Below are 24,524 nucleotides of genomic sequence, written 5' to 3' on the forward strand. Positions count from 1 at the left end.
CCCAGGACGGGCGGGTCAGGCCGGGGTCACCGACAGGGTGTCCCGGCTCGGCGCCAGGTCGACCTTGACCGTCTGGCCGTCGCGGACCTGTCCGGCCAGCAGGGCCCTGGCGAGCTGGTCGCCGATGGCCGACTGCACGAGCCGCCGCAGCGGGCGGGCCCCGTAGATCGGGTCGTACCCGTGCTCGGCCAGCCAGCTCCGGGCCGCGTCGGTGATCTCCAGGTCGAGCCGCCGGTCGGCGAGCCGGCGCCGCATCCGGTTGAGCTGGATGTCCACGATGGCCCGCAGGTCGTCGCCGCGGAGCGCCGCGAAGACCACCACGTCGTCGAGCCGGTTGAGGAACTCCGGCTTGAAGTGCGATCGGACCACGGCGAGAACGCCCTCGCGGCGCTGCTCCTCGGCGAGCGTCAGGTCGCTGATCACCGACGACCCGAGGTTCGAGGTGAGGATCAGGATCGTGTTGCGGAAGTCCACCGTGCGGCCCTGGCCGTCGGTGAGCCGGCCGTCGTCGAGCACCTGGAGCAGGATGTCGAAGACGTCGGGGTGGGCCTTCTCCACCTCGTCCAGCAGGATCACCGAGTACGGCCGGCGACGCACCGCTTCGGTGAGCTGACCGCCCTCCTCGTAGCCGACGTAGCCGGGCGGGGCACCGACCAGCCGGGCCACGGAGTGCTTCTCGCCGTACTCGCTCATGTCGATGCGGACCATGGCGCGCTCGTCGTCGAAGAGGAACTCGGCGAGCGCCTTGGCCAGCTCCGTCTTGCCGACACCCGTCGGGCCGAGGAACAGGAAGCTGCCGGTGGGCCGGTCCGGGTCGGCGACGCCGGCGCGCGCACGGCGTACGGCGTCGGAGACCGCCGCCACGGCCTCGGCCTGACCGACCACCCGCGCGGCGAGCGACTCCTCCATCCGCAGCAGCTTCGCCGTCTCACCCTCCAGGAGCCGCCCGGCCGGGATGCCCGTCCAGGAGGCGACCACCGCGGCGATGTCGTCGGCGCCGACCTCCTCCTTGAGCATCGCGCCGTCGGCCTGCAGCCGCGCCAGCTCCTCCTCGGCGCGCTTCAGCTCGGCCTTGAGGGCGGGGATCCGCCCGTACCGCAGCTCGGCGGCGCGTTCCAGCTCGCCGTCACGCTCGGCCCGCTCGGCCTCACCGCTGAGCCGCTCCAGCTCCTCCTTGGCGGTGGACAGCTTGGTGATGTGGTCCTTCTCCAGCTTCCAGCGGTCGGAGAGCGCGGTGAGCTGCTCGCGCTTGTCGGCCAGCTCCCGGCGCAGCCGTTCCAGCCGCTCGGCGGAGGCGTCGTCCGGCTCCTTGGCCAGCGCCATCTCCTCGATCTCCAGCCGGCGCACCGCCCGCTCGATCTCGTCCACCTCCACGGGGCGGGAGTCGATCTCCATCCGGAGACGGGACGCGGACTCGTCGACGAGGTCGATCGCCTTGTCGGGCAGGAACCGGTCGGTGATGTAGCGGTCGGAGAGGGTGGCGGCGGCTACCAGGGCGGCGTCCGTGATGCGTACGCCGTGGTGCACCTCGTAGCGCTCCTTGAGCCCGCGCAGGATGCCGATGGTGTCCTCGATGGTCGGCTCGCCGACCAGCACCGGCTGGAAGCGCCGCTCCAGGGCCGGGTCCTTCTCGATGTGCTCGCGGTACTCGTCGAGCGTGGTCGCACCGACCATGCGCAGCTCACCGCGGGCCAGCATCGGCTTGAGCATGTTGCCGGCGTCCATCGAGCCCTCGCCCTTGCCCGCGCCGACCACGGTGTGCAGCTCGTCGAGGAACGTGATGACCTGCCCGTCGGAGTTCTTGATCTCCTCGAGCACGGACTTGAGGCGCTCCTCGAACTGGCCGCGGTACGACGCGCCGGCGACCATCGCGCCCAGGTCGAGCGAGACGAGCTTCTTGTCCCGCAGCGACTCCGGCACGTCACCGGCGACGATCCGCTGGGCGAGACCCTCGACGATCGCGGTCTTGCCCACGCCCGGCTCGCCGATGAGGACCGGGTTGTTCTTCGTACGCCGCGACAGCACCTGGATGACCCGGCGGATCTCCGAGTCCCGGCCGATCACCGGGTCGATCCTGCCCTCACGGGCGCTCGCCGTGAGGTCGACGCCGTACTTGGCGAGGGCCTGGTAGGTCTGCTCCGGATCGGCGGTGGTGACCCGCCGGTCGCCGCCGCGTACGGTCGGGAACGCGGCGACCAGGTTCTCCTCGGTGGCGCCGGCGTTCCTCAGGGCGACGGAGACCGCGCCACCCACCCGCGCCAGGCCGGCCAGCAGGTGCTCGGTGGACGTGTACTCGTCGCCGAGCGGCCGGGCGATCTGCTCCGCGGCGCCGATGGCGTTGACGAACTCGCGGGCGAGGGTCGGCTCGGCGATGCTGGAGCCGCGCGCGGCGGGCAGGGCGTCGATGGAGCGCTGGGCGACGCGGCGCAGCTCGGCGGCGTCGGCCCCGACGGCGCGCAGCAGGCCCGCGGCGGTCGAGCCCTCGGTGTCCAGCAGTGCGAGCAGCAGGTGCCAGGGTTCCACGGTCGCGTGGCCGCGCTGGTTCGCCAGCGCGACGGCACCGGTGATGGTTTCGCGGCTCTTCGTGGTGAGACGTTCCGTGTTCATGGCTCCCCCGGATCGGCGTGTCCACTAGGAAGGACACAACCAGAGTTGAGCCTATTCCGCTCAACCCTGGCGATGTGACTCCGGTCACTAGCAGGAGATGGAATGTGCGGGATGCGCCCTCCGGAGGGGCGTTCCGCCACTAGGATCTGCGGAAATCGCTGAGCGGTAGCCTTGTCGGGTGCGAGTACGTGTCGAACAGACCGCGCTGCCGGGGATCGGCGTCCGTCACGACCTCGTGACGGAGTCGGGACGCCGGCTGGGCGTGGTCACCCACCGCAACGGTCGTCGTGACCTTGTCCTCTATGACCCAGACGATCCTGATTCGTGCCAGGCTGACGTTCCGCTGACCGACGACGAGGCGGAGGCCCTCGCCGACATCCTCGGCGCGTCACTGATGCTCGGTCAACTCTCCGGGCTGCGCGAACAGGCCGCCGGGCTGCTCACCGAGCAGATCGCCATCCCGGCCGGTTCCCCGTACGTCAATCGGAAGCTCGGCGACACCAAGGCCCGTACGCGGACCGGCGCCTCGATCGTGGCGGTGCTCCGCCAGGGCGAGGTGATCGTCTCGCCGGACCCGGCCTTCCGCTTCGCCGCCGGTGACGTGGTGGTCGTCGTCGGGACCCGCCAGGGTCTCGACGGAGTGACCGCCATCCTCGCCGACAGTGACCCGGACGGCTGAGGCGCGTATGCACGAGACCACAACACTGCTCATAGAAGTTGGCGCGCTGCTCTTCCTGCTGGGCCTGCTCGGCCGGTTGAGCCGCCGTATCGGCCTCTCGCCGATCCCCCTCTACCTGCTCGCCGGCCTGGCGTTCGGGCACGGCGGCCTGCTCCCGCTCAGCGCCAGCGAGGAGTTCTTCGCCGTCGGCGCCGAGATCGGCGTGATCCTGCTGCTCGTGATGCTCGGCCTGGAGTACTCGGCCAGCGAGCTGGTCGGCAACCTCCGTTCCGCGGCGCCGGCCGGGCTGATCGACGGCCTGCTCAACGCGCTGCCGGGGGCCGCGTTCGCGCTGCTGCTCGGTTGGGACTGGGTGGCCGCGCTGGTGCTCGCCGGCATCACCTGGGTCTCCTCCTCCGGTGTGATCGCCAAGGTCCTCGGCGACCTGGGCCGGCTCGGTAACCGCGAGACACCGGTCATCCTCTCGGTCCTGGTGATCGAGGACCTGGCCATGGCGCTCTACCTGCCGCTCGTCACCGCCGTGCTCGCCGGCACCGGCCTGCTGGGCGGCGGCCTGACGCTCGCCATCGCGGTCGGCACCGTGCTGCTGGTGCTCTTCGTCGCCGTCCGCTTCAGCAGCGCCATCTCGACGTTCATGTCCGCGAAGGACCCCGAGGCGCTGCTGCTCGGGGTGCTCGGCATGACGCTGCTGGTGGCCGGCGTCGCGGCCGAACTCCAGGTCTCGGCGGCCGTCGGCGCGTTCCTCGTCGGCATCGCGCTCTCCGGACCGGTGGCCCACCACGCGACGGAGCTGCTCACGCCCCTGCGGGACCTCTTCGCCGCGGTCTTCTTCGTCTTCTTCGGGCTGACGACGGATCCGCGGGAGATCCCGCCGGTGCTGCTGCCCGCGCTCGGGCTGGCAATCGTCACCATGGCGACCAAGACGCTCACCGGGTACCTGGCCGCCCGGCGGGTCGGCATCGCGGAGCCCGGTCGCTGGCGCGCCGGCCTCGCGCTGGTCCCCCGCGGTGAGTTCTCGATCGTCATCGCCGGGCTCGCGGTGGCGGCCGGCAGCGTCGAGCCGCGACTGGCCGCGCTCGCCACGGCGTACGTCCTCATCACCGTCGTGACGGGGCCGCTGTTGGCCCGGCTGCCCGACTTCCCGTGGTTCAAGCGGTGGCTGCGCCGCCGCGCGAACGTCCAGCGGCGGGAGCCGGTCCCCGTCCCCGACTGACGCCGCTCGCCCCGAGCCAGCCGGGTCGGCCGTACGGTCGGCCCGGCTCGGCCAACGGTCGGCGAATTGCTCCCTGGAGGGTCTACCGCTACTTACCGGTACCGCGTTACCGTGTCGCCCCAGCAGCCAGGTCCGCAGGTGGCCGTGTCAACTGCGGGCGCGATCGGAAGGTTGGCCGGTGAGCGTGCAGGAGTCGACGTTCCACGGCTTCGCCAATCCCGTCGACCCGTCTCCGGCGGAGTTGCGCGCGTGGGCCTACCGCCCCGACTCGGTGCCGCTGACCTCCATGCCGCCGGACTGGGACCTGCTCGTCGCCGGTGACCGGCTGGTGAGCACCCTCTTCGACCTGGCCATGGACCAGTCGTGCCCGGCCCGCCGGTTCGCGCTGCACTGTCTCTACATCTACGCGGCCGACGGGATCCGGACGAACTTCCGCGCACACCCCAAGCGCCGCTTCCGCAAGCTCGTGGAGCAGGCCGAGAAGAACGGCGACGAGTTGATGCGCACCTGGGCGCACAACAGCCGGGTGCTGCTGGCCCGGCCCGAACTCTTCGTCTACCGGGACTGGTGCGAGGGCGGCCTGGTCCGGGAGAACCGCCGGCTCGGCTGAGGCCACGCGGGCGCGGGCCCGGTCGTGGCGTTCCCGGGAACGACGAACGGGCCGGGACCCCCCGTGGCTCCCGGGCCGTCCGTCGCGCCCGACCTCAGGTCGGGCCGCCCTGCCTCCCCGGTCGGATCTCCACCCTGTTCCTGCCGGCCCCGTCGTTCCTACCCGGCCCGTCGTTCCTGCCGGCCCCGTCCTCGCCGTTGCCGGCGGCCCCCTCGTCCGCGAAGCGTCCCGACTTCACCACGTCGGCGAAGTGCGCCCTCGTGATGTCCCCGAACCGCTTCCGCACCATCTCGGTGACCTTGTCCAGTCGGTCCTCCGCGTGCTGGGCCACCTGCTTCGCCGCCTCCGTCATCGCTCCCCCTGCCATGCCGGTAGGTCCGGATTGTGCGGAAAGGACCCACCTGCAGGCTAACCAGAACGGCCCGGCCCGCGCCGGTGAACCGGTGAGCGGGCCGGGCCGTCGAGGGGCCGGAGAAGTGTGGTCAGCGGTCGGGCCCGCGACGCGGGCGCCAGACCACGAGGGCCGTCGAGGTGCGGTTGGTGGGAACCAGGTCGCGACCGGAGAAGCGGGCCAGCGCCTCCAGCTCGGCGATCCGGCGGTACGCGGCGTCCAGCTCCGCCTCCAGCCGGGCCACCCGCTGCTGTGCCTCCTCGAGCAGGCGCTCCAGGCCGATGATCCGCTTCACGCCGGCGAGGTTGATGCCGTCGTCCTGGCTGAGTCGCTGCACCTCACGCAGCAGCACCACGTCCCGGACGCTGTACCGGCGGCCGCCGCCGGCCGCCCGCCCGGCCTGCACCAGGCCGAGCCGGTCGTACTGGCGCAGGGTCTGCGGGTGCATGCCCGCCATCCGCGCCGCCACCGAGATCATCAGGACCTTCGCCTCGTAGGCAGGGTCATCCGGCGAAGCGGCGAACCCGTCCGACATCCCGCTCACCTCCGCGTCCATCCACAGCCTCAACTGGCTCGACGCACCCGCGCGTCGAGATGTTCCCGGGCCGCCGGCGGCGTGTGCTCGGCGAACGCCTCGAGCGCCGCCCGTGCCTCGTCCGACAGCCGCGCGGGTACCACCACGTCCAGTGTGACCAGCAGGTCGCCCGCCCGCCCGTCCCGGCGGACCACGCCCTTGCCCCGGGCGCGCAGCACCCGTCCGCTCGGCGTGCCCGGGGGCACCCGCAGCGTCACGGCGCCGTCGAGCGTGGGCACCCGCAGATCCGTGCCGAGCACGGCCTCCGCGAAGGTGACCGGCACGGTGAGCGTCAGGTCGTCGCCGCTGCGCCCGAAGATCTCGTCGGGCCGGACCTTCACGTGCACGTAGAGGTCGCCCGCCGGACCGCCCCGCTCGCCCGGCTCACCCCGCCCCGCCAACCGGATCCGCTGGCCGTCGGCCACGCCGGCGGGGAAGCGGACGTTGAGCGTACGGGTCTTGGTCACACCGCCGGTGCCCTGGCACTCCGGGCACTTCTCCTCGACCACCGTGCCGACGCCCTGGCAGTTGCGGCACGGCTCGGAGAAGCTGAACGAGCCCTGGTTGCGGGTCGTCACCCCGGCGCCGTGGCAGACCGGGCAGGCGCGCGGCTGGGTGCCCGGCTTCGCCCCGCTGCCGTGGCAGGTGTCGCAGACACCCGGCGCGCGCAGGGTCAGCGGCAGGGTCACGCCCCGGACCGCGTCCCCGAAGTCGAGCGCCACCTCGGTCTCGATGTCGCGGCCCCGCGCCGGACCACGCGGAGTGGCCGGGCCGGCGGGCCCGCCGGAGAAGATCGAGCTGAACAGGTCCGAGAAGCCGCCGCCGCCGCCGAAGCGTCGCTCTCCCGCGGCCGTCGCGCCTCCGAACAGGTCCGACACGTCGAACGGCATCCCACCCGGCTGGCCCCCGCCCCGGGCGTTGCGTCGGAACGCTCCCGACCCGAACAGGGAGCGCATCTCGTCGTACTCCCGGCGGCGGCCGGGGTCCGACAGCACGTTGTACGCCTCGGAGACGGCCTTGAACCGCTCCTCGGCCTTCGGGTCACCCGGGTTGTGGTCCGGGTGGGACTCCCGGGCCAGCTTGCGGTACGCCTTCTTGATCTCGTCCGCGGAGGCGGCCTTGTCCACGCCGAGCACGGCGTAGAAGTCCTTCTCGATCCAGTCCTTCGAACTCACCGGTCCACCCCCTTCCGACCGTCCTGCCCGGGTCGCCCCGCCCACCGTCCGGCGGGCGGGGCGATCCGGTCACGTCGTCCCGGCACTACTCCGGGTCCGCTACCGCGACCAGCGCCGGTCGCAGGAGCCGCTCACCGAGCTGGTAGCCCCGGCGCATGATCTGCACGCAGGTCGGCTCGGTCACGTCGGCCGAGGTCTGGTGGGCCACCGCCTCGTGCCGGGTCGGGTCGAACGGGTCGCCCTGCTCGCCGAACGGCGTCAGCCCGAACTTCCCGAGCGCCGCGATGAGCTGCTCCGCCACCGATCCGAACGGCCCGACCAGGTCGCCGTGTTCCCGGGCCCGGTCCAGGTCGTCGAGGATCGGCAGCAGTGCGGCCAGCACCGTGCCGGTCGCCTGCTCGGCCACCGCGGCGCGGTCACGCTCCACCCGCTTGCGGTAGTTGGCGTACTCGGCCGTCACCCGTTGCAGGTCGCGGGTGCGCTCGTCGAGGTCGGCCCGGAGCGCCTCCAACTCGGCGCCGAGTGTGGAGCTGGTCGCCGCGTCCACCGGCTCGGCGGGCGCGTCGACCACCGGCGGGCCGGCGGGCGTCGCCCCGTCGACCGTGCCGGCCTCCACCTCGATCTCGTCGACCACGACCTCGGCGTCCTCGACCAGCCCCTCGGCTGGGGCGTCCGTCCCGGCGTCGGCGGCCGTGCCCTCCGGCTCGGCCGGCTGGCTGATCTTGCGGTTGTTGCGGATGACCACCCGCGGCGCGTCACCGGTGGCCGGCTCGGCGGGCGCGGAGCCACCCGGCGTCGACCCGGTGTCCTCCGGGCCGGCAGCTCGTGGCTTCTCCTTCTCCGTCATGCGGCTACCTCATCCCTTCGCCGTGCGCGTGTCGGGGCGGAAGGTCACTTCTTGTCCTCGTCCACGATCTCCGCGTCGACGACGTCGTCGCCGCCACCGGTCTGCCCGCCGGTCGCCCCGGCGCCCGGGCCGGCCTGGCCGCCCGCCTGCTGGCCCTGCTCGGCCTGCTGCTGCGAGTACAGCAGCGAACCGGCCTGCTGGGAGACCTGCGCCAGCCGCTCGTGCGCGGACTTGATCTTCTCGATGTCCTGGCCGCCGAGCGCGCTGCGCAACTCGCCGAGCGCCTCGTTGAGCTGGTCGCGGTTCTCCGCGGGCAGCTTGTCGCCGCTCTCGGCGAGGAACTTCTCCGTCTGCCACTGGAGCGCCTCGGCCAGGTTGCGGGTCTCGGCCTCCTCGCGGCGGCGCTTGTCCTCCTCCGCGTGCTCCTCGGCGTCGCGGCGCATCCGCTCGATGTCGTCCTTCGGCAGCGAGGAGCCGCCGGTGATGGTCATCTTCTGCTCCTTGCCGGTGCCGAGGTCCTTCGCGTGGACGTTCACGATGCCGTTCGCGTCGATGTCGAAGGTGACCTCGATCTGCGGCACGCCGCGGGGCGCCGGCGGCAGGCCGGTCAGCTCGAAGGTGCCGAGCTTCTTGTTGTAGGCCGCGATCTCGCGCTCACCCTGGAAGACCTGGATCAGCACCGACGGCTGGTTGTCGTCCGCCGTGGTGAAGACCTCGGAGCGCTTGGTCGGGATGGTGGTGTTGCGCTCGATCAGCTTGGTGAAGATGCCGCCCTTGGTCTCGATGCCCAGGCTCAGCGGGGTCACGTCGAGCAGCAGGACGTCCTTGACCTCGCCCTTGAGGACGCCGGCCTGGAGGGCGGCGCCGACGGCCACGACCTCGTCCGGGTTCACGCCCTTGTTGGGCTCCTTGCCGGTCAGCTGCTTCACCAGGTCGGTGACGGCCGGCATACGGGTCGAGCCACCGACGAGGATCACGTGGTCGATGTCCGAGATCTTGATCCCGGCGTCCTTCACGGCCTGCTCGAACGGGCCCTTGCAGCGGTCCAGCAGGTCCTGGGTCATCCGCTGGAACTCGGCACGGCTCAGCGTGACGTCCAGGTGCAGCGGGCCCGCGGACCCCGCCGTGATGTACGGCAGGTTGATGTTGGTGGTGGTGGCGGCCGACAGCTCGATCTTGGCCTTCTCGGCGGCCTCCTTGAGCCGCTGCATGGCCATCTTGTCCTGCGAGAGGTCGATGCCGTGCTCGCCGCGGAAGGTCTTCACCAGGTGGTCGATGATGCGCTGGTCCCAGTCGTCACCACCGAGGTTGTTGTCACCGCTGGTCGACTTGACCTCGATGACGCCCTCGGCCAGCTCGAGCAGGGAGACGTCGAAGGTGCCACCACCGAGGTCGAAGACCAGGACGGTCTGCTCCTTGGAGCCCTTGTCCAGCCCGTACGCCAGGGCGGCCGCGGTCGGCTCGTTGACGATCCGCAGCACGTTGAAGCCGGCGATCTCACCGGCCTCCTTGGTGGCCTGCCGCTGGCCGTCGTTGAAGTAGGCCGGAACGGTGATCACCGCGTCGGTGATCTGCTCGCCCAGGTACGCCTCGGCGTCCCGCTTGAGCTTCATGAGCGTACGGGCCGAGATCTCCTGCGGCGTGTACTTCTTGCCGTCGATGTCCACGGTCCAGTTGGTGCCGATCTCCCGCTTGACCGACCGGATCGTCCGGTCCGGGTTCGTCACCGCCTGCCGCTTGGCGACCTCGCCGACGAGCACCTCGCCGTTGCGGGCGAACGCGACGATCGACGGCGTCGTCCGCGAGCCTTCGGCGTTGGCGATGACGGTGGGCTCACCGCCCTCGAGAACGCTGACGCAGGAGTTCGTCGTGCCGAGGTCGATACCGACCGCACGTGCCATCTTCGCTTCCTCGCTTCGTTGGGTTTGAGCAGGTGACGGGCACCGCCCGCAGCGCACCCACCACAAGTTGAGTGGACTTGACTCAATAGTGCCACGCCCCGGTAGATCGTCAAGTCGAGGTTGAGCCGACTCGACGCAACTCCCGATGCTACCGATCGGTTGTATTCCCTTGCGCCGGTCGGGCACGCTTTAGCGGTGACGACGCACGGGGACCCCGCCACCCAGCCCGGCGCGCCCGACGTCGCCGCCCGCACCGGCCCGCCGGACGCGGAGGACCCGCCCGCCACCGCCGGGGACGAGAGCCTCCCCGGCGCCCTGACCGCCCTGCGGGCCGCGATCGGGGCGGCCCGGTTTCCGCTGGCCCTGCCGTCGGCCGCGGCGGCCCGCCGCGCCGCCGACGGCCTGACCGCCCAGCTCGACGACTACCTGCTGCCCCGGCTCGCCCGGCTCGACGCGCCCCTGCTGGTCGTGGTCGGCGGCTCCACGGGGGCCGGCAAGTCGACCCTCGTCAACAGCCTGGTCAAGGCCCGGGTGAGCGCCGCCGGGGTGCTCCGCCCCACGACCCGCTCGCCGGTGCTGGTCTGCAGCCCGGCCGACTCGTCCTGGTTCCGCCAGGGCGAGCTGCTGCCCGGCCTCACCCGCACCAACGAGCCGAGCGAGGACCCGCGCACCCTCCAGCTCGTCGCCGCCCCGGCGCTCCCGCCCGGGCTCGCGTTCCTCGACGCGCCCGACATCGACTCGGTGGTCGACGCCAACCGGGCGCTCGCCGGCCAACTGCTCGCCGCCGCCGACCTCTGGCTCTTCGTGACCACCGCCGCCCGCTACGCCGACGCCGTCCCCTGGGAGCTGCTGCGCAGCGCCCGGGCCCGCGGCACGGTGATCGCCATGGTCCTCGACCGGGTGCCGCCCGAGGCGACCGACGAGATCACCGCTCACCTGTCCGAGATGCTCGCCGAGCAGGGGCTCGGCCAGGCACCGCTCTTCGTGCTGCCGGAGACGTGGGTCGACGGGCAGGGCCTGCTGCCCGAACGGGTCACCGCACCCATGGCCGACTGGTTCGCCCGGCTCGCCGCCGACGCCGGCGCCCGGGCCGCCGTGGTCCGGCAGACGCTGGACGGTGCGCTCGCGGCCCTGCACCCCGCCGTCGAGGGCCTCGCCGACGCGGCCGAGGAGCAGCTCACCGCGGCCGACGCGCTCGACGAGCGGGTGCGGGCCGCGTACCGGTCGGCGCACCGCACGGTCGAGCAGGGGCTGAGCGACGGCCGCCTGCTCCGCGGCGAGGTGCTCGCCCGCTGGCAGGAGTTCGTCGGCACCGGCGAGTTCTTCCGCACCCTGGAGGCCCGCATCGGCCGGCTCCGCGACCGGGTGGTGGCCGCGTTCACCGGCCGTCCGGCGCCCGCCGCCGAACTGCGCACCGCCATCGAGTCCCAGCTCGTGACGCTGCTGCGCGGGGTGGCCGCGGAGGCGGCCGAGCAGGCGTACACCGGGTGGAAGGCCCATCCGGCCGGCGCCGCGCTGCTCGAACCGGACCTCGCCCACCCGGGCGCCGACCTGCCCGCACGGGCCGAACGGCTGGTCCGCGACTGGCAGCGCGGGGTGCTCGACCTGGTCCGGAAGGAGGGCGGCGACAAGCGCTTCGTGGCCCGCACCGCGGCGTACGCGGTGAACGCCACCGGCCTCGCCGTTATGATCGCCGTCTTCGCGTCGACGGCGTTCATCCCGACCGGGCTCGAGGTGGCCACCGGGGCGGGCACCACCGTGGCCGCGCAGGCCGTGCTCCAGGCGATCTTCGGTGACCAGGCCGTGCGTACGCTCGCCACCCGGGCCCGTGCGGACCTGCTGGAGCGGGTGCGGGCCCTGCTGGACGACGAGGCCGGCCGCTACCTGGCCCTCAGCGCGGCGGCCCGGCCCGGGCCGGAGACCGCGGAGGCCCTGCGCACGGCCGCCGGCCGCGTGGAGACCGCCCGGCGGCGGTCCGGCCTGACCGGCGGAGGATCGGCCACATGAGCGAGCGCAGCGCGCGGATCGTGGGGCACGGCGCCATGCCGCCTCGTGGTGGCGCCGAGTGGAACGGGGTGCCGGCGTGAGCAACGTGGTCGGCCGGATGCGCGAGGCGTTCCGCGGCGACCAGCGCGTCGACCCGGACGTCCTGCTCGCCCGCCTGGACGCCGTACGCCGCTTCCTCGCGGCCGCGGACGGGCACCTGCCGGACGCCCGGCTGGTCCCCGCGCACACCGTGGTCGAGCGGGCCGGCGCCCGGCTGGCCCTCTCCCGCGACCACACCGTGGTGGCGCTCGCCGGCGCCACCGGCAGCGGCAAGTCGAGCCTGTTCAACGCGCTGGCCCGGCTGGAGCTGTCCCCGGTCGGGGTGCGCCGGCCCACCACGGGCGTCGCCCACGCGTGCGTCTGGGGCCCGCCGGAGGGCGCGGCCGGGCTGCTCGACTGGGTCGGCGTCCTGCCGCGGCACCGGTTCGTGCGGGAGAGCGCGCTCGACGGCGACGACGAGGCCGCGCTGCGCGGCCTGGTCCTGCTGGACCTGCCCGACTTCGACTCGGTGCAGTGGTCCCACCGGCTGGAGGTGGACCGCCTGCTCGGGCTGGTCGACCTGGTGGTCTGGGTGGTCGACCCGCAGAAGTACGCGGACCGGGTGATCCACGACAGCTACCTGCGCGAGTTCCACCGCCACCGCGACGTCACGCTGGTCGTGCTCAACCAGGCCGACCGGCTCCCCCCGGCCGAGCTGCCCAAGGTGCTGGCCGACCTGCGGCGGCTGCTCGACGCGGACGGGCTGGACGGCGTACCCCTGATCGCGACGACCGCCACGGAACCGGCCGGCATCTCCGACCTGCGCGCGACGCTCGAACGGACCGTCGCCGAGCGCCAGGCGGCGCTGCGCCGGCTCGCCGGCGACGTGGACACCGTGGTGGCGGACCTGGGCGAACTGGTCGGCACCGACCGCCCGGCCGCCGGCCCGGACGCCGCGACGACCGATACGTTGACCCGCGCCCTCGCGGGAGCGGCCGGTGTGCCGGCCGTCACGGAGGCGGTGCGGCAGGCGTACCGCCACCGGGCCGCGGCGAGCACGGGCTGGCCCCTGGTGCGCGGCTGGCGGCGGCTGCGCCCCGACCCGCTGCGCCGGCTCCACCTACCCGGCACGGCCGGCGGGGGCACCGACCCGGCGGAGAGCCTCGTGGCCGCGACCTCGGTGCCCGACCCGACGGCCGCCCAGCGTTCCGCACTCGGGCTGGCCATCCGGTCGGTGGCCGAGCACGCCGCCGCGGACCTGCCGGGGGCCTGGCCCACGGCGGTCACCGACGCGGCGCGGTCCCGCCTCGGCGACCTGCCCGACGCGCTCGACCGGGCGGTGGCCGGCACGGATCTCGGCCTGGACCGCCGGCCGCTCTGGTGGCGGTTCGTCGGCGCCGGGCAGTGGCTGGTGACCCTCGCCGCGGTGGTCGGGCTCGGCTGGCTGGTGCTCGGCTACGTGGTCCGGGCGCTCGGCCTGCCCGCGCTGGAGAACCCGACCGTGGGCGTGGTGCCGCTGCCCACCGTGCTGCTGCTCGGTGGACTGCTCGCCGGCCTGCTGCTCGCGGCGCTGACCCGGCCCCTTGTCCGCTGGGCGGCCGTACGGGCCCGCCGCCGGGCCGAGCAGCGGCTCGTCACGGCCGTGGCGGCGGTGGGCGACGAGTACGTGCTCGCCCCGGTGCGGGGCGTCCTCGCCCGGTACGCCGAGGCGCGGGACGCCCTGCGCGACGCGTCCCGCCGCTGACCCCGCGGGGTCGCTACGGCTGCCGGTACGCCGCGTCCGGCGTAGGGTCGGCACATGGCTCCTCCCCGGACCCCGTACGACGCGGTGCTGCACGCCGCCCGCGACGTGACGCGGCTGGACTGCGCCCTGGACGCCGAGATGCTCGGGGCCGCGCTGCTCGGCAGCGTGTACGCGATCGCGGAGACCGATCGCAGCGCCGCCGTCCGCGAGTTCGTCGGCGGTTTCCTCGCGGCCACGTCCCGCCGGCGCACCGCCGCCGCGACCACCATCCGCTCCGTGTTCGCCACCCTTGTGCCGGACGCCGAAGGCGCCGCGCGGGTCCGGCCGGGCAGCCAGGCGCCGGCCTGGTCCGGCCAGCTCGGGCGGGTGCACCTGACCGGCAGTTGGGCGTACGGCGACGTGTACGGCGACCAGACCTCCTACGTGGCCACGTTCGCCTACGACGACGACGCGGGCGGCCCGGAGCACGCGATGGTGGCGCTGATCGACCACAACATCGGCATCACGAAGGACATCTTCGTCGGCGGGCCGGCCGAACGGATCCTCGACCAGGTGCGGCAGATGTGCGCGGCCGACGAGCTGACCTGGTTCCGGGAGGAGGACCCGGCGCGGATCCGCGGTGAGGTGGCCCGCCACCTCGCGGTCACCGACGACCTCGGCGAGCTGCCCGGCGAGGGCGCGCTCGCCACGGACCGGGCGCTCGCCGGCGCGCGGCTCGCCGTGCTGCCCGCCGCGCCGGCCACCGCACCGCCGGTCGCCGAGCCGCTCTCGGCGGACGAGCGGACCCGGCTGGTCCGGCGTTTCCTCGCCTCGCCCGAGGCCGCCCGGGCCGGGCTGGACACCGTCGACGACGCGGAGCTGGCCTCGCTGCACTTCTGCCTCGGCCTGCTGCTGGACCACGCGGCGAGCTTCCCGGACGCCGACCCGCTGCGGTGGAGCCCGGCCGTCGCCGGCCTGTTCCTGCTGGACTGGGTGCACCGGCGGGCCGTGCTGGACATGGACGACGCCGCCATGCTGCCGCGGGTGCTGCGGGCCTGGGCCCGGTACGCCGCCCGGCAGCGGGGGCTCCCGGCGATCGCCGTGGCGCAGACCGACGCGGCGATCGAGGAGATGGTGCCGGAGTTCGCCCGCCTGTACAGCACCGGGGAGCGGCGCAGCCCGGCCACCGCGGCGGTGGCCGAGCTGATCGCCGACGGGGTGGACCCGGACGACCCGGCCGCCCTGCACGCCTGGATCGAGGCCAACCGCCACCGCCTGACCGACCCCGACTGAGCCCCACCCGCCCCGACTGAGCCCCCACCCGCCGGGCCCGCCCCCGCGCGCCCCCTCCTCCGTCCGACGATCATGAGGTTGGCGGGGAGTTCGATCTCTGATTCCCCCGCCAACCTCATGATCAACGGGGAGGGTGGCGGGAGGCGGCCGGGGAGGGTGGCGGGCCGTCAGGGCTCGACGAGGTTCAGGCGGCGGGAGGCCACCGAGACGGTGAGCCGCTGTCCCCAGTCCAGGGTCAGCCGGTCGGCTTCGAGGCCGTCGGCGAAGACCACCAGACCGTCGGACTCGGCCACCAGCTCCAGGCGCTCGTCGCCGTCGAGGCGGCCGGTCGTGAGCGCCACCCCGGTGACCGGGGACGGCCACGCCTCCCGTACGAACCAGCAGAGCGCGGCCTCCTCCGGGGCGGGCGGACGCGGCGCACCCGGACGGTCCCGCGCGATGGACGCACACCAGCCGGTCGCCCCCGTACCGCTGCCGACCACCACCCCGGAGGAGGAGTGCCGCTCCCGCCGGATCCGCCCGGGCTCCCCGACCGACAGGAGGTAGCGCGCGGACTGGTGGGAGGCGTGCCCCACGTACACCTCGTTGAGGCCGACCAGCTCCTGGCCGTCGTCGAGCGCGGCCCGGACCATCGTCCGGGCCCGCGTCGGCGCCGCACCGGCCGCGACCGCCGGCAGCAGGGCGGCCAGCGCGGCGGCCCGGTGCCGCACCAGGACGCCGGCGTTGCGCCCGGGCTCCGGGTCCACGCCGATCACCGGCTGCCCCGCGAGGTACTTGGCGACGTTGGCCACCAGCCCGTCCTGGCCGACGGCGACCACCACGTCCTCGGGGCCGAAGAGGAACCGCGGCAGGTCCGACCGGTCGACCGCCCCGCGCCGCCAGTCGGCGGGTACGGCCGCGCCGACCGCCGTGAGCGCCGCCTGGAGCGCGTCGTGCCGCTCGACCACCTCGGCCAGCGTGCGGCCCCGTTCCCGCAGGTACCAGTCGGCCGCCGCCCGGGTGCCGTGCCGGGCCACCAGTTCGTCGAGTTCGCTGCGCCGGCTCACCACGACCACCCGTGGGGCGAGGGTGCCGCCGCCAGCACCCACCGGCCCCGCACGGCCCACAACCGCGCTACTCGCCGACCCGGCACCGTTCACCGACCCGGCGCCGCTCGCCGGCCCCGGCCCGGCGCTCACCGGCCCCCTCCCGCCGGTGAGCGCCGGAACCCCGGACCCGGCCCGATCGCCACGCGCATCCCTCATCGCGCCGGAGTCAGTCGGGCCAGCAGGTCGGTGAGCAGGTCGGGCGTGACGGTGAGCTGCCCGATCTGCGGCAACTGCCCGGCCAGCTCGCGGACGGCGAGGGTCTGGAGGACCGCCGGCGGCAGCTCGGCGTACGCGGCGAGCTTGGCCGCCTCCGCCTCGGCCTCGGCGTGCCCGACCGCCCGTACGCCCTCGGCCCGGGCGGCGGCGAGCGTCCGTTCCTTGTCCGCCTCGACGCCCGCCAGCACCCGGGCCCGGTCGGCGGCCGCGGCGGTGGCGACCTTCTCCCGCTCCGCCTTGCCCTGGGCGGCGGCCAGCTCGGCGGCGGCGTCCAGTTCGACCTTGCGCCGCGAGTTCGCGCCGTGCTGTTCGACGAGCTGCTGCTCGCGCCGGGCCAGCTCGATCTTGTTCTGCAGCTCGTTCTCGGCGATCGACCGTTCCTGCTCGACGGCCTGCGCCCGGCGGGCGTACGTGGCCCGGTCGGCCTCGACCTGCACCGCCTCCCGCGTCGGGGTCTGCAGGGCGCGTTCGAGTTCGGGTTCGGGCCGGATGGCGACCACCCGGGCGCTGACCACCGCGACGCCGACGTCGGCGAGCCTCGGCTCGGCTGCCAGGGTCGCCGCGACCGCCTCCCGCACCGGCGCGATGGCGGCGAGCGCCTCGGCCAGCGGCATCCGGGCGAGCAGGTCGAGGGCGGGCTGCTGGGCCAGCTCGGCGAGGAGGGTGGCGACCTGGTCGAGCGGGCGGGAACGGGCCCGGCCGGTCCGCGGGTCGATGGAGAAGTCGAGTCGGCGGGCGGCCAGCGCGGGGTCGGCCACCCGGTAGGTCACCGTCGCCTGGACGGTGATGTCGGCGAAGTCCTTCGTGCGGGCGTGGAAGAGCAGCGGCAGCTCCCGGTCGTCGACCGGCACCTCGCTGAGCACCGCCCGCAGGGGCCGGTACCAGAACGACAGGCCGGTCCCCTCCCGGCGGACCCGGTCGCCCACCTGCAACCGGACCCAGCTCGTCGGCGTCCCGCGCAGGTGGCGCAGGAAGGCCCTTCTCGTCACGTCGGCCATGGCCGCACCTCCATTTCTCGTCACTCCGACGATAACCGCTCTGCTAGATTATCGTCAAGGTGGTGATAAACAGATGGCCGAGTACCCGCCCTTCGCGGTGACCGTCGACCTCGTGGTGCTGACCGTCCGGTCCGACGAGCTGAACGTGCTGCTGGTCCGGCGCGGCGTCGAGCCGTACCGGGGGCGGTGGGCGCTGCCGGGCGGCTTCGTCCACGTCGACGAGGACCTGCCCGCCGCGGCCGTCCGCGAGTTGACCGAGGAGACCGGCCTCGCCGAGCCGGCCGGTCACCTGGAACAGCTCGGCACGTACGGCCGGCCGGACCGCGACCCGCGCGGGCGGGTGGTCACGGTGGCCTGGCTGGCCCTCCTGCCCGACCTCGACCGCCCGGTCGCGGGCACCGACGCCGCCTCGGCGGAGTGGCTGCCGGTCGCGGCGCTCCGGCCCGGCCAGCTCGCCTTCGACCACGACCGGATCCTGGCCGACGGCGTGGAACGGGCCCGCGCGAAGCTCGAGTACACCTCGCTGGCCGCCGCGTTCTGCCCGCCGGAGTTCACCGTCGCGCAGCTGCGCACCGTCTACGAGACCGTCTGGGGCACCCGCCTCGACCCGCGCAACTTCCACCGGAAGGTGACCGGCACACCGGGGTTCGTGGAGCCGGTGGGGCGGTCCACCGAGGGCGAACGGGGGCGGCCCGCGCAACTGTTCCGCCGCGGCCCCGCCGAGCTGCTGCACCCGCCGATGCTCCGCCCCACCGCCGATCGGCCATGAGGTTGGCGGGCATCTCGATCTCCGACGACGCCGCTCACGCGGCGGGTGCGGCTCAGTTGAGCGCCGCGAAGACCGCGCCGGCCACCAGCCCGCCCACCAGGCCACCGACGAGCACCTGCGGCACGGTGTGGTCCCGCAGCCGGACCCGGGACCAGCCCACGAGGACGAGCAGCGGCACGGCGGCCAGGAGCGGGGCCCCGAACGTGAGGATCAGGATCACCACCGTGCCGGCGGCCACCGCCGAGTGGATCGACATCTTCCACCAGTGGCTCACGGCCACCGCCACCACGAGGCCGATGGCCCCCGCCACGACGAGCGCCAGCACCGGCCTGGGCGCGCCGAGCGCCGCCAGCAGGGCGAGGCCCGCGACGACCGAGCAGAGGCCCACGAGCAGCGGTACGCGACGCTGCTCGCGCAGCCCGACGTGATGGTCGGTGAGGCGTCCCCGACGCACCCCGCCGACGATGTACGCGAACGGGATGCCGCTGACGAAGAGGACGGCGAGCAGTCCCCACCCGAGCCCGCCCAGCCCGCCCGCCGTGCTGTGCCAGCCGACGGCGAGCGTCAGCAGCGAGACCAGCACCGCCGGCGCCGACAGCTCGGTGACGAGCCGGGCGAACCGCAGCGTCGGGCCGGGTCGGGGCGCGGCCGACCGACGGGATTCCGCACCGCCGCCCACGCCGTCTCCTCCACGTGCACCCGCCGGCCCGGACCGGCCGGACGGCTCAGCCGCTCCTGATCGTCACCGTACCGGCCGCGGCTCGACCGAGGGCCCGCCAACGGGTTCCGCCACGGACGGGGCGACACCGCCCGTCGGCGAGGGAGCGCCGCTCGCGCTCCGCTCCGGCGTGGGGCGGGGTCCGACGGTCGGACGGACGCTGGCGGTCGGCCGGGGGACGTCCGTCGTGCTCGGGGACGGGTCGGTGGGCTCCGGTGGATCCTCGGGCGGCACCGGATCGGTGGGGTCGGCCGTGGGGGTCGGCGTGACGGGCCGGGGCGGTGACGGCGTGACCGTGTCGGACGGGGACGGACTGACGGTGGGCTCGTCGGTCGGCGAGACGCTGGGCGACGGGCTCGGCGTGACGGGCGGCCGGGACGGCGGCGGCGCGGTCCGCGTGGGGCGTGGCGCCGGGCGTACGGGCCGCCGGGGTGGCTCGACCGCCCCGCGGGTCGGGTCCACCTCGCGGGCGCCCGACCGGTCCGGCTCCCGGGCCGGGAAGTCGGCCGACCAGCCGCTCACCGCCGTCGGACTGCCCGTGGCGCGCGGCGGCACGGCCGCCTGGCTGCTCGTCGGCAGCGGGACGACCACCGGCCCCACGCTGGGTGTCGGGATGAACGGGGTGCCGTGGTCGGGCAGCGCCGTGCTGCCCACGGTGGCGGAACCCGCGCTGATCGCCGCGAGGATCGGCATCGACGCGGTGCCGGCCAGCAGCGCGACAGTGAAGAGATAACCCCGCGGCGGACCGGCGGAGCCGGGGGCCCGGTGCGCCCCCACCACCCGTCGGTAGCCACCCGCCGCCCGGTGCCGGCCGAGCAGCGGCGTGGGGGGACCGTCGGCCGGCTCGGACACCAGCGCCTCCCTCTGGTCGATCGTGGACAGTCGGGTCGGGGAGCCGGGCACGCAGGGGTGCGGCAAAACACCCGATCGCGGCGAACCCGCCGGGAATCAGGGTGGCGGAGTGACGCTGGGTTGACCAGCCCTCTACAGCGTGTCGACATGCCCAACTGCCCGAACGGTGACGAACCATGACCGGATCGTCGTCGGGCGCGCCGCGCGCCGTTGTTGACAAAGGCCGCGAAGCGATCGGTGCCCGAACGAGCAGGCCGGGCGTACTGTGGGCCCCCTCACCTCCTCTGCGAATATGGAGCACGACGGCAACGCAGCCGCGGCCTCCGCGCACCCTCGCGGCAGGCGCGGCGGGACGCCGGCGCTCCCGAACCGGGTTCGGCCAACTGAATCCGGCTCACGCCGCGCGGCAACCCCCACCGGGGCTAGGCGCGGCCGCCAGGAACCGGTCCGGCATCAGCCGGGCAGGCGCAGGATTTGCGCGGCCGGGTGACCCCCCGGTGCCGACGCAGACACGACAGGGAGAGACGGATGGCAAAGGGCGACCCCGGGTCCACCACCCGCAGCAGGCGGGCCGCACCCCGGTCCAGGAAGGGCGCGGTCGGCGACCCCGAACTTGTACAACTGCTCACCCCCGACGGCGAGCGCGTCGACAGCGTCACCGGGCCGGACGGCACCGTGTACCGCGTCGACTTCACCGACGAGGAGTACCGCGGCCTCTACCGCGACCTGGTGCTCGTACGGAAGCTGGACGCCGAGGCCACCGCTCTCCAGCGGCAGGGTGAGCTGGGCATCTGGGCGAGCCTGCTCGGCCAGGAGGCGGCGCAGGTCGGCTCCGGGCGGGCATTGCGCCCGCAGGACATGGCCTTCCCGACCTACCGGGAGCACGGCGTCCTCTACTGCCGGGGCATCGACCCGATCATGCCGCTCGGCCTGTTCCGGGGCGTCGACCAGGGCGGCTGGGACCCGAACGAGTTCAAGTTCAACATGTACACGATCGTGATCGGGGCGCAGACCCTGCACGCGACCGGGTACGCCATGGGCGTCGCCATGGACGGCCGGACCGGCACCGACGACGGCGAGGCGGTCATCGCGTACTTCGGTGACGGCGCCAGCAGCCAGGGCGACGTCAACGAGGCCTTCGTCTGGGCCGGCGTCTTCAACGCGCCGCTCGTCTTCTTCTGCCAGAACAACCAGTACGCGATCTCCGAGCCGCTGGAGCGGCAGACCCGGATCCCGCTCTACCAGCGGGCCGCGGGCTTCGGCTTCCCGGGCGTACGCGTGGACGGCAACGACGTGCTCGCCTCGTACGCGGTGACCCGGCACGCGCTGGACAACGCCCGGCACGGGCAGGGCCCGAGCCTCATCGAGGCGTACACCTACCGGATGGGCGCGCACACCACCTCCGACGACCCGACCCGCTACCGGATCGCGAGCGAGGTCGAGGCGTGGCAGGCCAAGGACCCGATCGCCCGGATGAAGGCGTTCCTCGAGAAGCAGAAGATCGCCGACGCCGACTTCTTCGCCGAGGTCGACGAGCAGGCCAAGCGGGAGTCGGTGCACCTGCGCGAGCGCGTGCTCGCGATGCCCGACCCGGAGCCGACCAGCCTCTTCGACCACGTCTATCCCCACGGCTCGCCCCTGCTCGACCAGCAGCGCGAGCAGTTCAGCCGGTACCTGGAGTCGTTCGAGGGGAGCGCGCACTGATGGCCACGGAGACGCTCACCATTGGCAAGGCCCTCAACGTGGGCCTGCGTCGCGCCCTCGAGAACGACCCGAAGGTCGTCATCATGGGCGAGGACGTCGGCAAGCTCGGCGGTGTCTTCCGGATCACCGACGGGCTCCAGAAGGACTTCGGCGACCAGCGGGTGATCGACACCCCGCTCGCCGAGTCCGGCATCATCGGCACCGCGGTCGGCCTGGCCATCCGCGGCTACCGGCCGGTCTGCGAGATCCAGTTCGACGGCTTCGTCTACCCCGCGTACGACCAGATCGTGTCGCAGGTGGCGAAGATGCACTACCGCTCCCGCGGGAAGCTGCGGATCCCCATGGTGATCCGGATCCCGTTCGGCGGCGGCATCGGCGCGGTCGAGCACCACTCCGAGTCGCCCGAGGCGTACTTCTCGCACACCGCCGGTCTCAAGGTGGTCTCCTGCGCGAACCCCCAGGACGCGTACGTGATGATCCAGCAGGCCATCGCGTCGGACGACCCGGTCGTCTTCCTGGAGCCGAAGCGGCGCTACTGGGAGAAGGGCCCGGTCGACGTGGACGCGCCGCTGGCCGACGCGTACCCCCTGCACGCCGCGCGGGTCGCCCGCCCCGGCACCGACGCCACCCTGCTGGCGTACGGGCCGATGGTGCGCACCTGCCTGGACGCGGCGACCGCCGCCGCCGAGGACGGCCGCGAGCTGGAGGTCATCGACCTGCGTACGCTGTCGCCGCTCGACCTCGGCGTGGTGTACGAGTCGGTGCGGCGCACCGGCCGGGCCGTGGTGGTGCACGAGGCGCCGTCCAACGTGGGTCTCGGCGCCGAGATCGCGGCGCGGATCACCGAGGAGTGCTTCTACTCGCTGGAGGCGCCGGTGCTGCGCGTGACCGGCTTCGACACCCCCTACCCGGCGGCCCGGGTGGAGGAGGAGTACCTGCCCGACCTCGACCGGGTGCTCGACGCCGTCGACCGCACCTTCGGCTGGTGAGCGGCATGTCACGGATCAAGGAGTTCAACCTTCCCGACCTGGGTGAGGGCCTGACCGAGGGCGAGATCCTCAGCTGGCTCGTGAAGGTCGGCGACGTCGTCGAGCTGAACCAGCCGATCGTCGAGGTGGAGACGGCCAAGGCGGCCGTGGAGATCCCGGCGAAGTGGGCCGGTCGGGTGCAGGCGATCTTCCACCCGGAGGGCACCACGGTCGAGGTCGGCACCCCGATCATCGCGATCGACACCGACCCCGACGCCGGCCCGATCGAGACTCCCGAGGCGCCGTCGGGCGCCGCGGGCGACCTGCCCACGCCGTCGGCCGCCTCGCTGGCCGCGGTGGAGGTGGCGCCCGCCGAGGGCATGGTCGAGCCGGGCCTGATCGGTGGCCCCGCGCCGGGCGGACGTACCGCGGTGCTGGTCGGTTACGGCCCGCGGACGACGGCGGCCAAGCGTCGCCCGCGCAAGGGCGTCGTCCCGGCACAGACCGCCACGGCCGCGGCGGCGGCTCCGGCGCAGCCCGCCCCGACGCAGCCCGCCGCGACGGCGGCTCCGGCCACGCCGGTCGTCCCGGCACCGGCCGCGCCGGCCGGGAGCAACGGGCACACCGCTACGGCGGGCATGGTGCTGGCGAAGCCGCCGGTGCGCAAGCTCGCCAAGGACCTGGGCGTCGACCTCCGCACGCTCACCGGGTCCGGGCCGCTGGGCTCGATCACCCGTGAGGACGTCCAGCGGGCCGCCACGGCGGCGACCGAGCCGGCACCGGCCACCGCCACCGTCACCGCGGCGGCGAGCTTCGGCGCGGACCGCGAGCAGCGCGTCCCGGTCAAGGGGGTACGCAAGCTCACCGCCGAGAACATGTCCCGCTCGGCGTTCACGGCACCGCACGTCACCGAGTTCCTGACGGTCGACGTGACCCGCGCCATGAAGGCGCTGGACCGGCTGCGCAAGCGCCGGGAGTGGCGCGACGTCCGCATCTCGCCGCTGCTGCTGGTCGCCAAGGCCGTGCTGCTCGCCGTCAAGCGGCACCCGATGATCAACTCGACCTGGGCAGGCGACGAGATCGTCGTGAAGGAGTACGTCAACCTGGGCATCGCGGCGGCGACCGAGCGCGGGCTCATCGTGCCGAACATCAAGGACGCCGGCCGGCTCTCGCTCCGCGAGCTGGCCGACGCGCTGACCGACCTGGTGCAGACGGCCAAGGCCGGCCGCACCTCGCCGGCGGACATGTCCGGCGGCACCCTCACCATCACCAACGTGGGGGTGTTCGGTGTGGACACCGGCACGCCGATCCTGCCGCCGGGCGAGTCGGCGATCCTGGCCTTCGGCGCGATCCGCGAGATGCCGTGGGTGCACAAGGGCAAGGTCCGCCCGCGCCAGGTCACCACGCTGGGCCTCTCCTTCGATCACCGGATCATCGACGGTGAGCTCGGGTCGAAGTTCCTCCGGGACGTGGGGGACTTCCTCGCCGACCCCGAGGCGGCGTTGCTCGCCTGGACCTGACCGGTCCGTCGCACCAGCCACGGCCGGTGTGCCAGGGATGAACTCCCGGCACACCGGCCGTGTCCGTTGGGCGACAGAAACGTCGGCAGAGCCCCGCCAGAACCTTTGATTATTCGGCTCGTGTCGCAGCTCACCTAATAATCGATGGACGTTGCCGTCGCGTTGGGGTTCAATGGAGACATCAAGGGGCCGACAACCGAATAGCCGGAGGAGAGACCAACCATGAGCATGATCGAGCGAATCAGGACCCGCCGCGACGCCAACCGCCGCGCCCGTGCCATCGAGCACGCGCTGCGCTCCGCCAACTCGCCGGCGGTCCGCGAGGAGATCCTCGCCATCGCCCAGCGTCACATGAGCTGACGCGCGACGACTTTCCTCACCTCCTCCAGATCGATGACCCGCCCGGTACCACCGGGCGGGTCATCGGCGTTTCACACCCATTGGCACCGGGATTCCACCTGGGGGCAGCGCCCGGTACGGTGGGCTTCGGTCGTCGCCCGCCGACGCGGGACGGGCCGAACTGGTACGAGCAGTTCGCCACCGTCCGGTGACAGGAAGTGACGACCGGTGCTCCCCGGGCGCCGTGAACGGCCACCGGATACGGTGCGGGGAGCGCAGCACGGCCGGTACGCCGGCGACGCCGGCAGCCACGC

21 protein-coding genes are annotated in these 24,524 nt (G+C 73.8%); 12 read left to right on the top strand and 9 right to left on the bottom strand.

Annotated features, from left to right (window positions below):
* Window positions 1–15: 15 nt before the first annotated feature.
* The gene (gene clpB / locus OG994_RS24015; RefSeq protein ID WP_328851054.1) at window positions 16–2,607 is read right to left on the bottom strand and encodes an ATP-dependent chaperone ClpB; all 2,592 of its coding nucleotides are present in this window, start codon (window positions 2,605–2,607) and stop codon (window positions 16–18) included.
* Window positions 2,608–2,785: 178 nt separating this feature from the next.
* Between clpB and OG994_RS24020 the strand changes: the two genes are divergently transcribed.
* The 3 genes from OG994_RS24020 (at window position 2,786) to OG994_RS24030 (ending at window position 5,109) form a co-directional block, all read left to right on the top strand.
* On the top strand, window positions 2,786–3,286 hold the full coding sequence (locus OG994_RS24020) for a cation:proton antiporter regulatory subunit (protein WP_120328193.1): 501 nt from the start codon (window positions 2,786–2,788) through the stop codon (window positions 3,284–3,286).
* A 7-nt stretch (window positions 3,287–3,293) separates the two neighbouring features.
* Window positions 3,294–4,499: a cation:proton antiporter gene (locus OG994_RS24025; protein WP_328853780.1), complete on the top strand. Its 1,206-nt coding sequence runs from the start codon at window positions 3,294–3,296 to the stop codon at window positions 4,497–4,499.
* A gap of 178 nt (window positions 4,500–4,677) precedes the next feature.
* Window positions 4,678–5,109 carry a hypothetical protein gene (locus OG994_RS24030; RefSeq protein WP_328851055.1) on the top strand — a complete coding sequence of 144 codons (432 nt, stop codon included), beginning with the start codon at window positions 4,678–4,680 and terminating at the stop codon, window positions 5,107–5,109.
* 94 nt (window positions 5,110–5,203) lie between these two features.
* Here OG994_RS24030 and OG994_RS24035 read toward each other — a convergent pair whose 3' ends face one another.
* The 5 genes from OG994_RS24035 to dnaK form a co-directional block, all read right to left on the bottom strand.
* Window positions 5,204–5,461, bottom strand: a complete 258-nt coding sequence (locus OG994_RS24035) for a hypothetical protein (protein ID WP_328851056.1) — start codon at window positions 5,459–5,461, stop codon at window positions 5,204–5,206.
* A 130-nt stretch (window positions 5,462–5,591) separates the two neighbouring features.
* Window positions 5,592–6,035, bottom strand: a complete 444-nt coding sequence (locus OG994_RS24040) for a heat shock protein transcriptional repressor HspR (protein WP_120328375.1) — start codon at window positions 6,033–6,035, stop codon at window positions 5,592–5,594.
* A 29-nt stretch (window positions 6,036–6,064) separates the two neighbouring features.
* A complete protein-coding gene (gene dnaJ / locus OG994_RS24045; RefSeq protein WP_328851057.1) occupies window positions 6,065–7,249 on the bottom strand; it encodes a molecular chaperone DnaJ in 1,185 nt (394 codons plus the stop codon).
* 85 nt (window positions 7,250–7,334) lie between these two features.
* Window positions 7,335–8,096 (bottom strand): nucleotide exchange factor GrpE, encoded by a 762-nt coding sequence (gene grpE, locus OG994_RS24050; protein ID WP_120328198.1) that lies wholly within the window; start codon window positions 8,094–8,096, stop codon window positions 7,335–7,337.
* Between the two features lie 44 nt (window positions 8,097–8,140).
* Entirely contained in the window at window positions 8,141–9,997 is a 1,857-nt protein-coding gene (dnaK, locus tag OG994_RS24055; protein ID WP_328851058.1) for a molecular chaperone DnaK, read from the bottom strand.
* A gap of 195 nt (window positions 9,998–10,192) precedes the next feature.
* On the opposite strand from dnaK, the gene OG994_RS24060 reads away from it, so the two are divergent.
* The 3 genes from OG994_RS24060 to OG994_RS24070 all read left to right on the top strand — a co-directional run bounded on the left by OG994_RS24060 (window position 10,193) and on the right by OG994_RS24070 (window position 15,038).
* A complete protein-coding gene (locus tag OG994_RS24060) occupies window positions 10,193–12,004 on the top strand; it encodes a GTPase domain-containing protein (RefSeq protein ID WP_328851059.1) in 1,812 nt (603 codons plus the stop codon).
* A gap of 97 nt (window positions 12,005–12,101) precedes the next feature.
* A complete protein-coding gene (locus OG994_RS24065; protein ID WP_328853781.1) occupies window positions 12,102–13,766 on the top strand; it encodes a GTPase in 1,665 nt (554 codons plus the stop codon).
* A 54-nt stretch (window positions 13,767–13,820) separates the two neighbouring features.
* A complete protein-coding gene (locus OG994_RS24070; RefSeq protein ID WP_328851060.1) occupies window positions 13,821–15,038 on the top strand; it encodes a hypothetical protein in 1,218 nt (405 codons plus the stop codon).
* A 167-nt stretch (window positions 15,039–15,205) separates the two neighbouring features.
* On the opposite strand, the gene OG994_RS24075 is transcribed toward OG994_RS24070, so the two are convergent.
* Window positions 15,206–16,084 carry a hypothetical protein gene (locus OG994_RS24075; RefSeq protein ID WP_328851061.1) on the bottom strand — a complete coding sequence of 293 codons (879 nt, stop codon included), beginning with the start codon at window positions 16,082–16,084 and terminating at the stop codon, window positions 15,206–15,208.
* Window positions 16,085–16,278: 194 nt separating this feature from the next.
* Window positions 16,279–17,340, bottom strand: a complete 1,062-nt coding sequence (locus OG994_RS24080; RefSeq protein WP_328851062.1) for an SPFH domain-containing protein — start codon at window positions 17,338–17,340, stop codon at window positions 16,279–16,281.
* A gap of 73 nt (window positions 17,341–17,413) precedes the next feature.
* Here OG994_RS24080 and OG994_RS24085 point away from each other — a divergent pair, with 73 nt between their 5' ends.
* Entirely contained in the window at window positions 17,414–18,109 is a 696-nt protein-coding gene (locus tag OG994_RS24085) for an NUDIX hydrolase (protein WP_120328204.1), read from the top strand.
* A 52-nt stretch (window positions 18,110–18,161) separates the two neighbouring features.
* On the opposite strand, the gene OG994_RS24090 is transcribed toward OG994_RS24085, so the two are convergent.
* Window positions 18,162–18,788, bottom strand: a complete 627-nt coding sequence (locus OG994_RS24090) for a phosphoesterase PA-phosphatase (protein WP_328851063.1) — start codon at window positions 18,786–18,788, stop codon at window positions 18,162–18,164.
* A 328-nt stretch (window positions 18,789–19,116) separates the two neighbouring features.
* Between OG994_RS24090 and OG994_RS24095 the strand changes: the two genes are divergently transcribed.
* The 5 genes from OG994_RS24095 (at window position 19,117) to OG994_RS24115 (ending at window position 24,231) form a co-directional block, all read left to right on the top strand.
* Complete coding sequence (locus OG994_RS24095; RefSeq protein ID WP_328851064.1) at window positions 19,117–19,560, top strand: hypothetical protein; 444 nt, start codon at window positions 19,117–19,119, stop codon at window positions 19,558–19,560.
* A gap of 647 nt (window positions 19,561–20,207) precedes the next feature.
* Window positions 20,208–21,383 carry a pyruvate dehydrogenase (acetyl-transferring) E1 component subunit alpha gene (pdhA, locus tag OG994_RS24100; protein ID WP_120328206.1) on the top strand — a complete coding sequence of 392 codons (1,176 nt, stop codon included), beginning with the start codon at window positions 20,208–20,210 and terminating at the stop codon, window positions 21,381–21,383.
* On the top strand, window positions 21,383–22,372 hold the full coding sequence (locus OG994_RS24105) for an alpha-ketoacid dehydrogenase subunit beta (protein ID WP_120328207.1): 990 nt from the start codon (window positions 21,383–21,385) through the stop codon (window positions 22,370–22,372). The genes pdhA and OG994_RS24105 overlap by 1 nt, the downstream gene beginning before the upstream one ends.
* 5 nt (window positions 22,373–22,377) lie before the next feature.
* The gene (locus tag OG994_RS24110; RefSeq protein WP_328853782.1) at window positions 22,378–23,871 is read left to right on the top strand and encodes a dihydrolipoamide acetyltransferase family protein; all 1,494 of its coding nucleotides are present in this window, start codon (window positions 22,378–22,380) and stop codon (window positions 23,869–23,871) included.
* Between the two features lie 222 nt (window positions 23,872–24,093).
* Complete coding sequence (locus OG994_RS24115; protein WP_168222356.1) at window positions 24,094–24,231, top strand: hypothetical protein; 138 nt, start codon at window positions 24,094–24,096, stop codon at window positions 24,229–24,231.
* Window positions 24,232–24,524 lie beyond the last annotated feature (293 nt).

It is taken from the genome of Micromonospora globbae, assembly GCF_036184225.1.
In the GTDB taxonomy this organism is placed as follows: Bacteria; Actinomycetota; Actinomycetes; order Mycobacteriales; family Micromonosporaceae; genus Micromonospora; species Micromonospora globbae.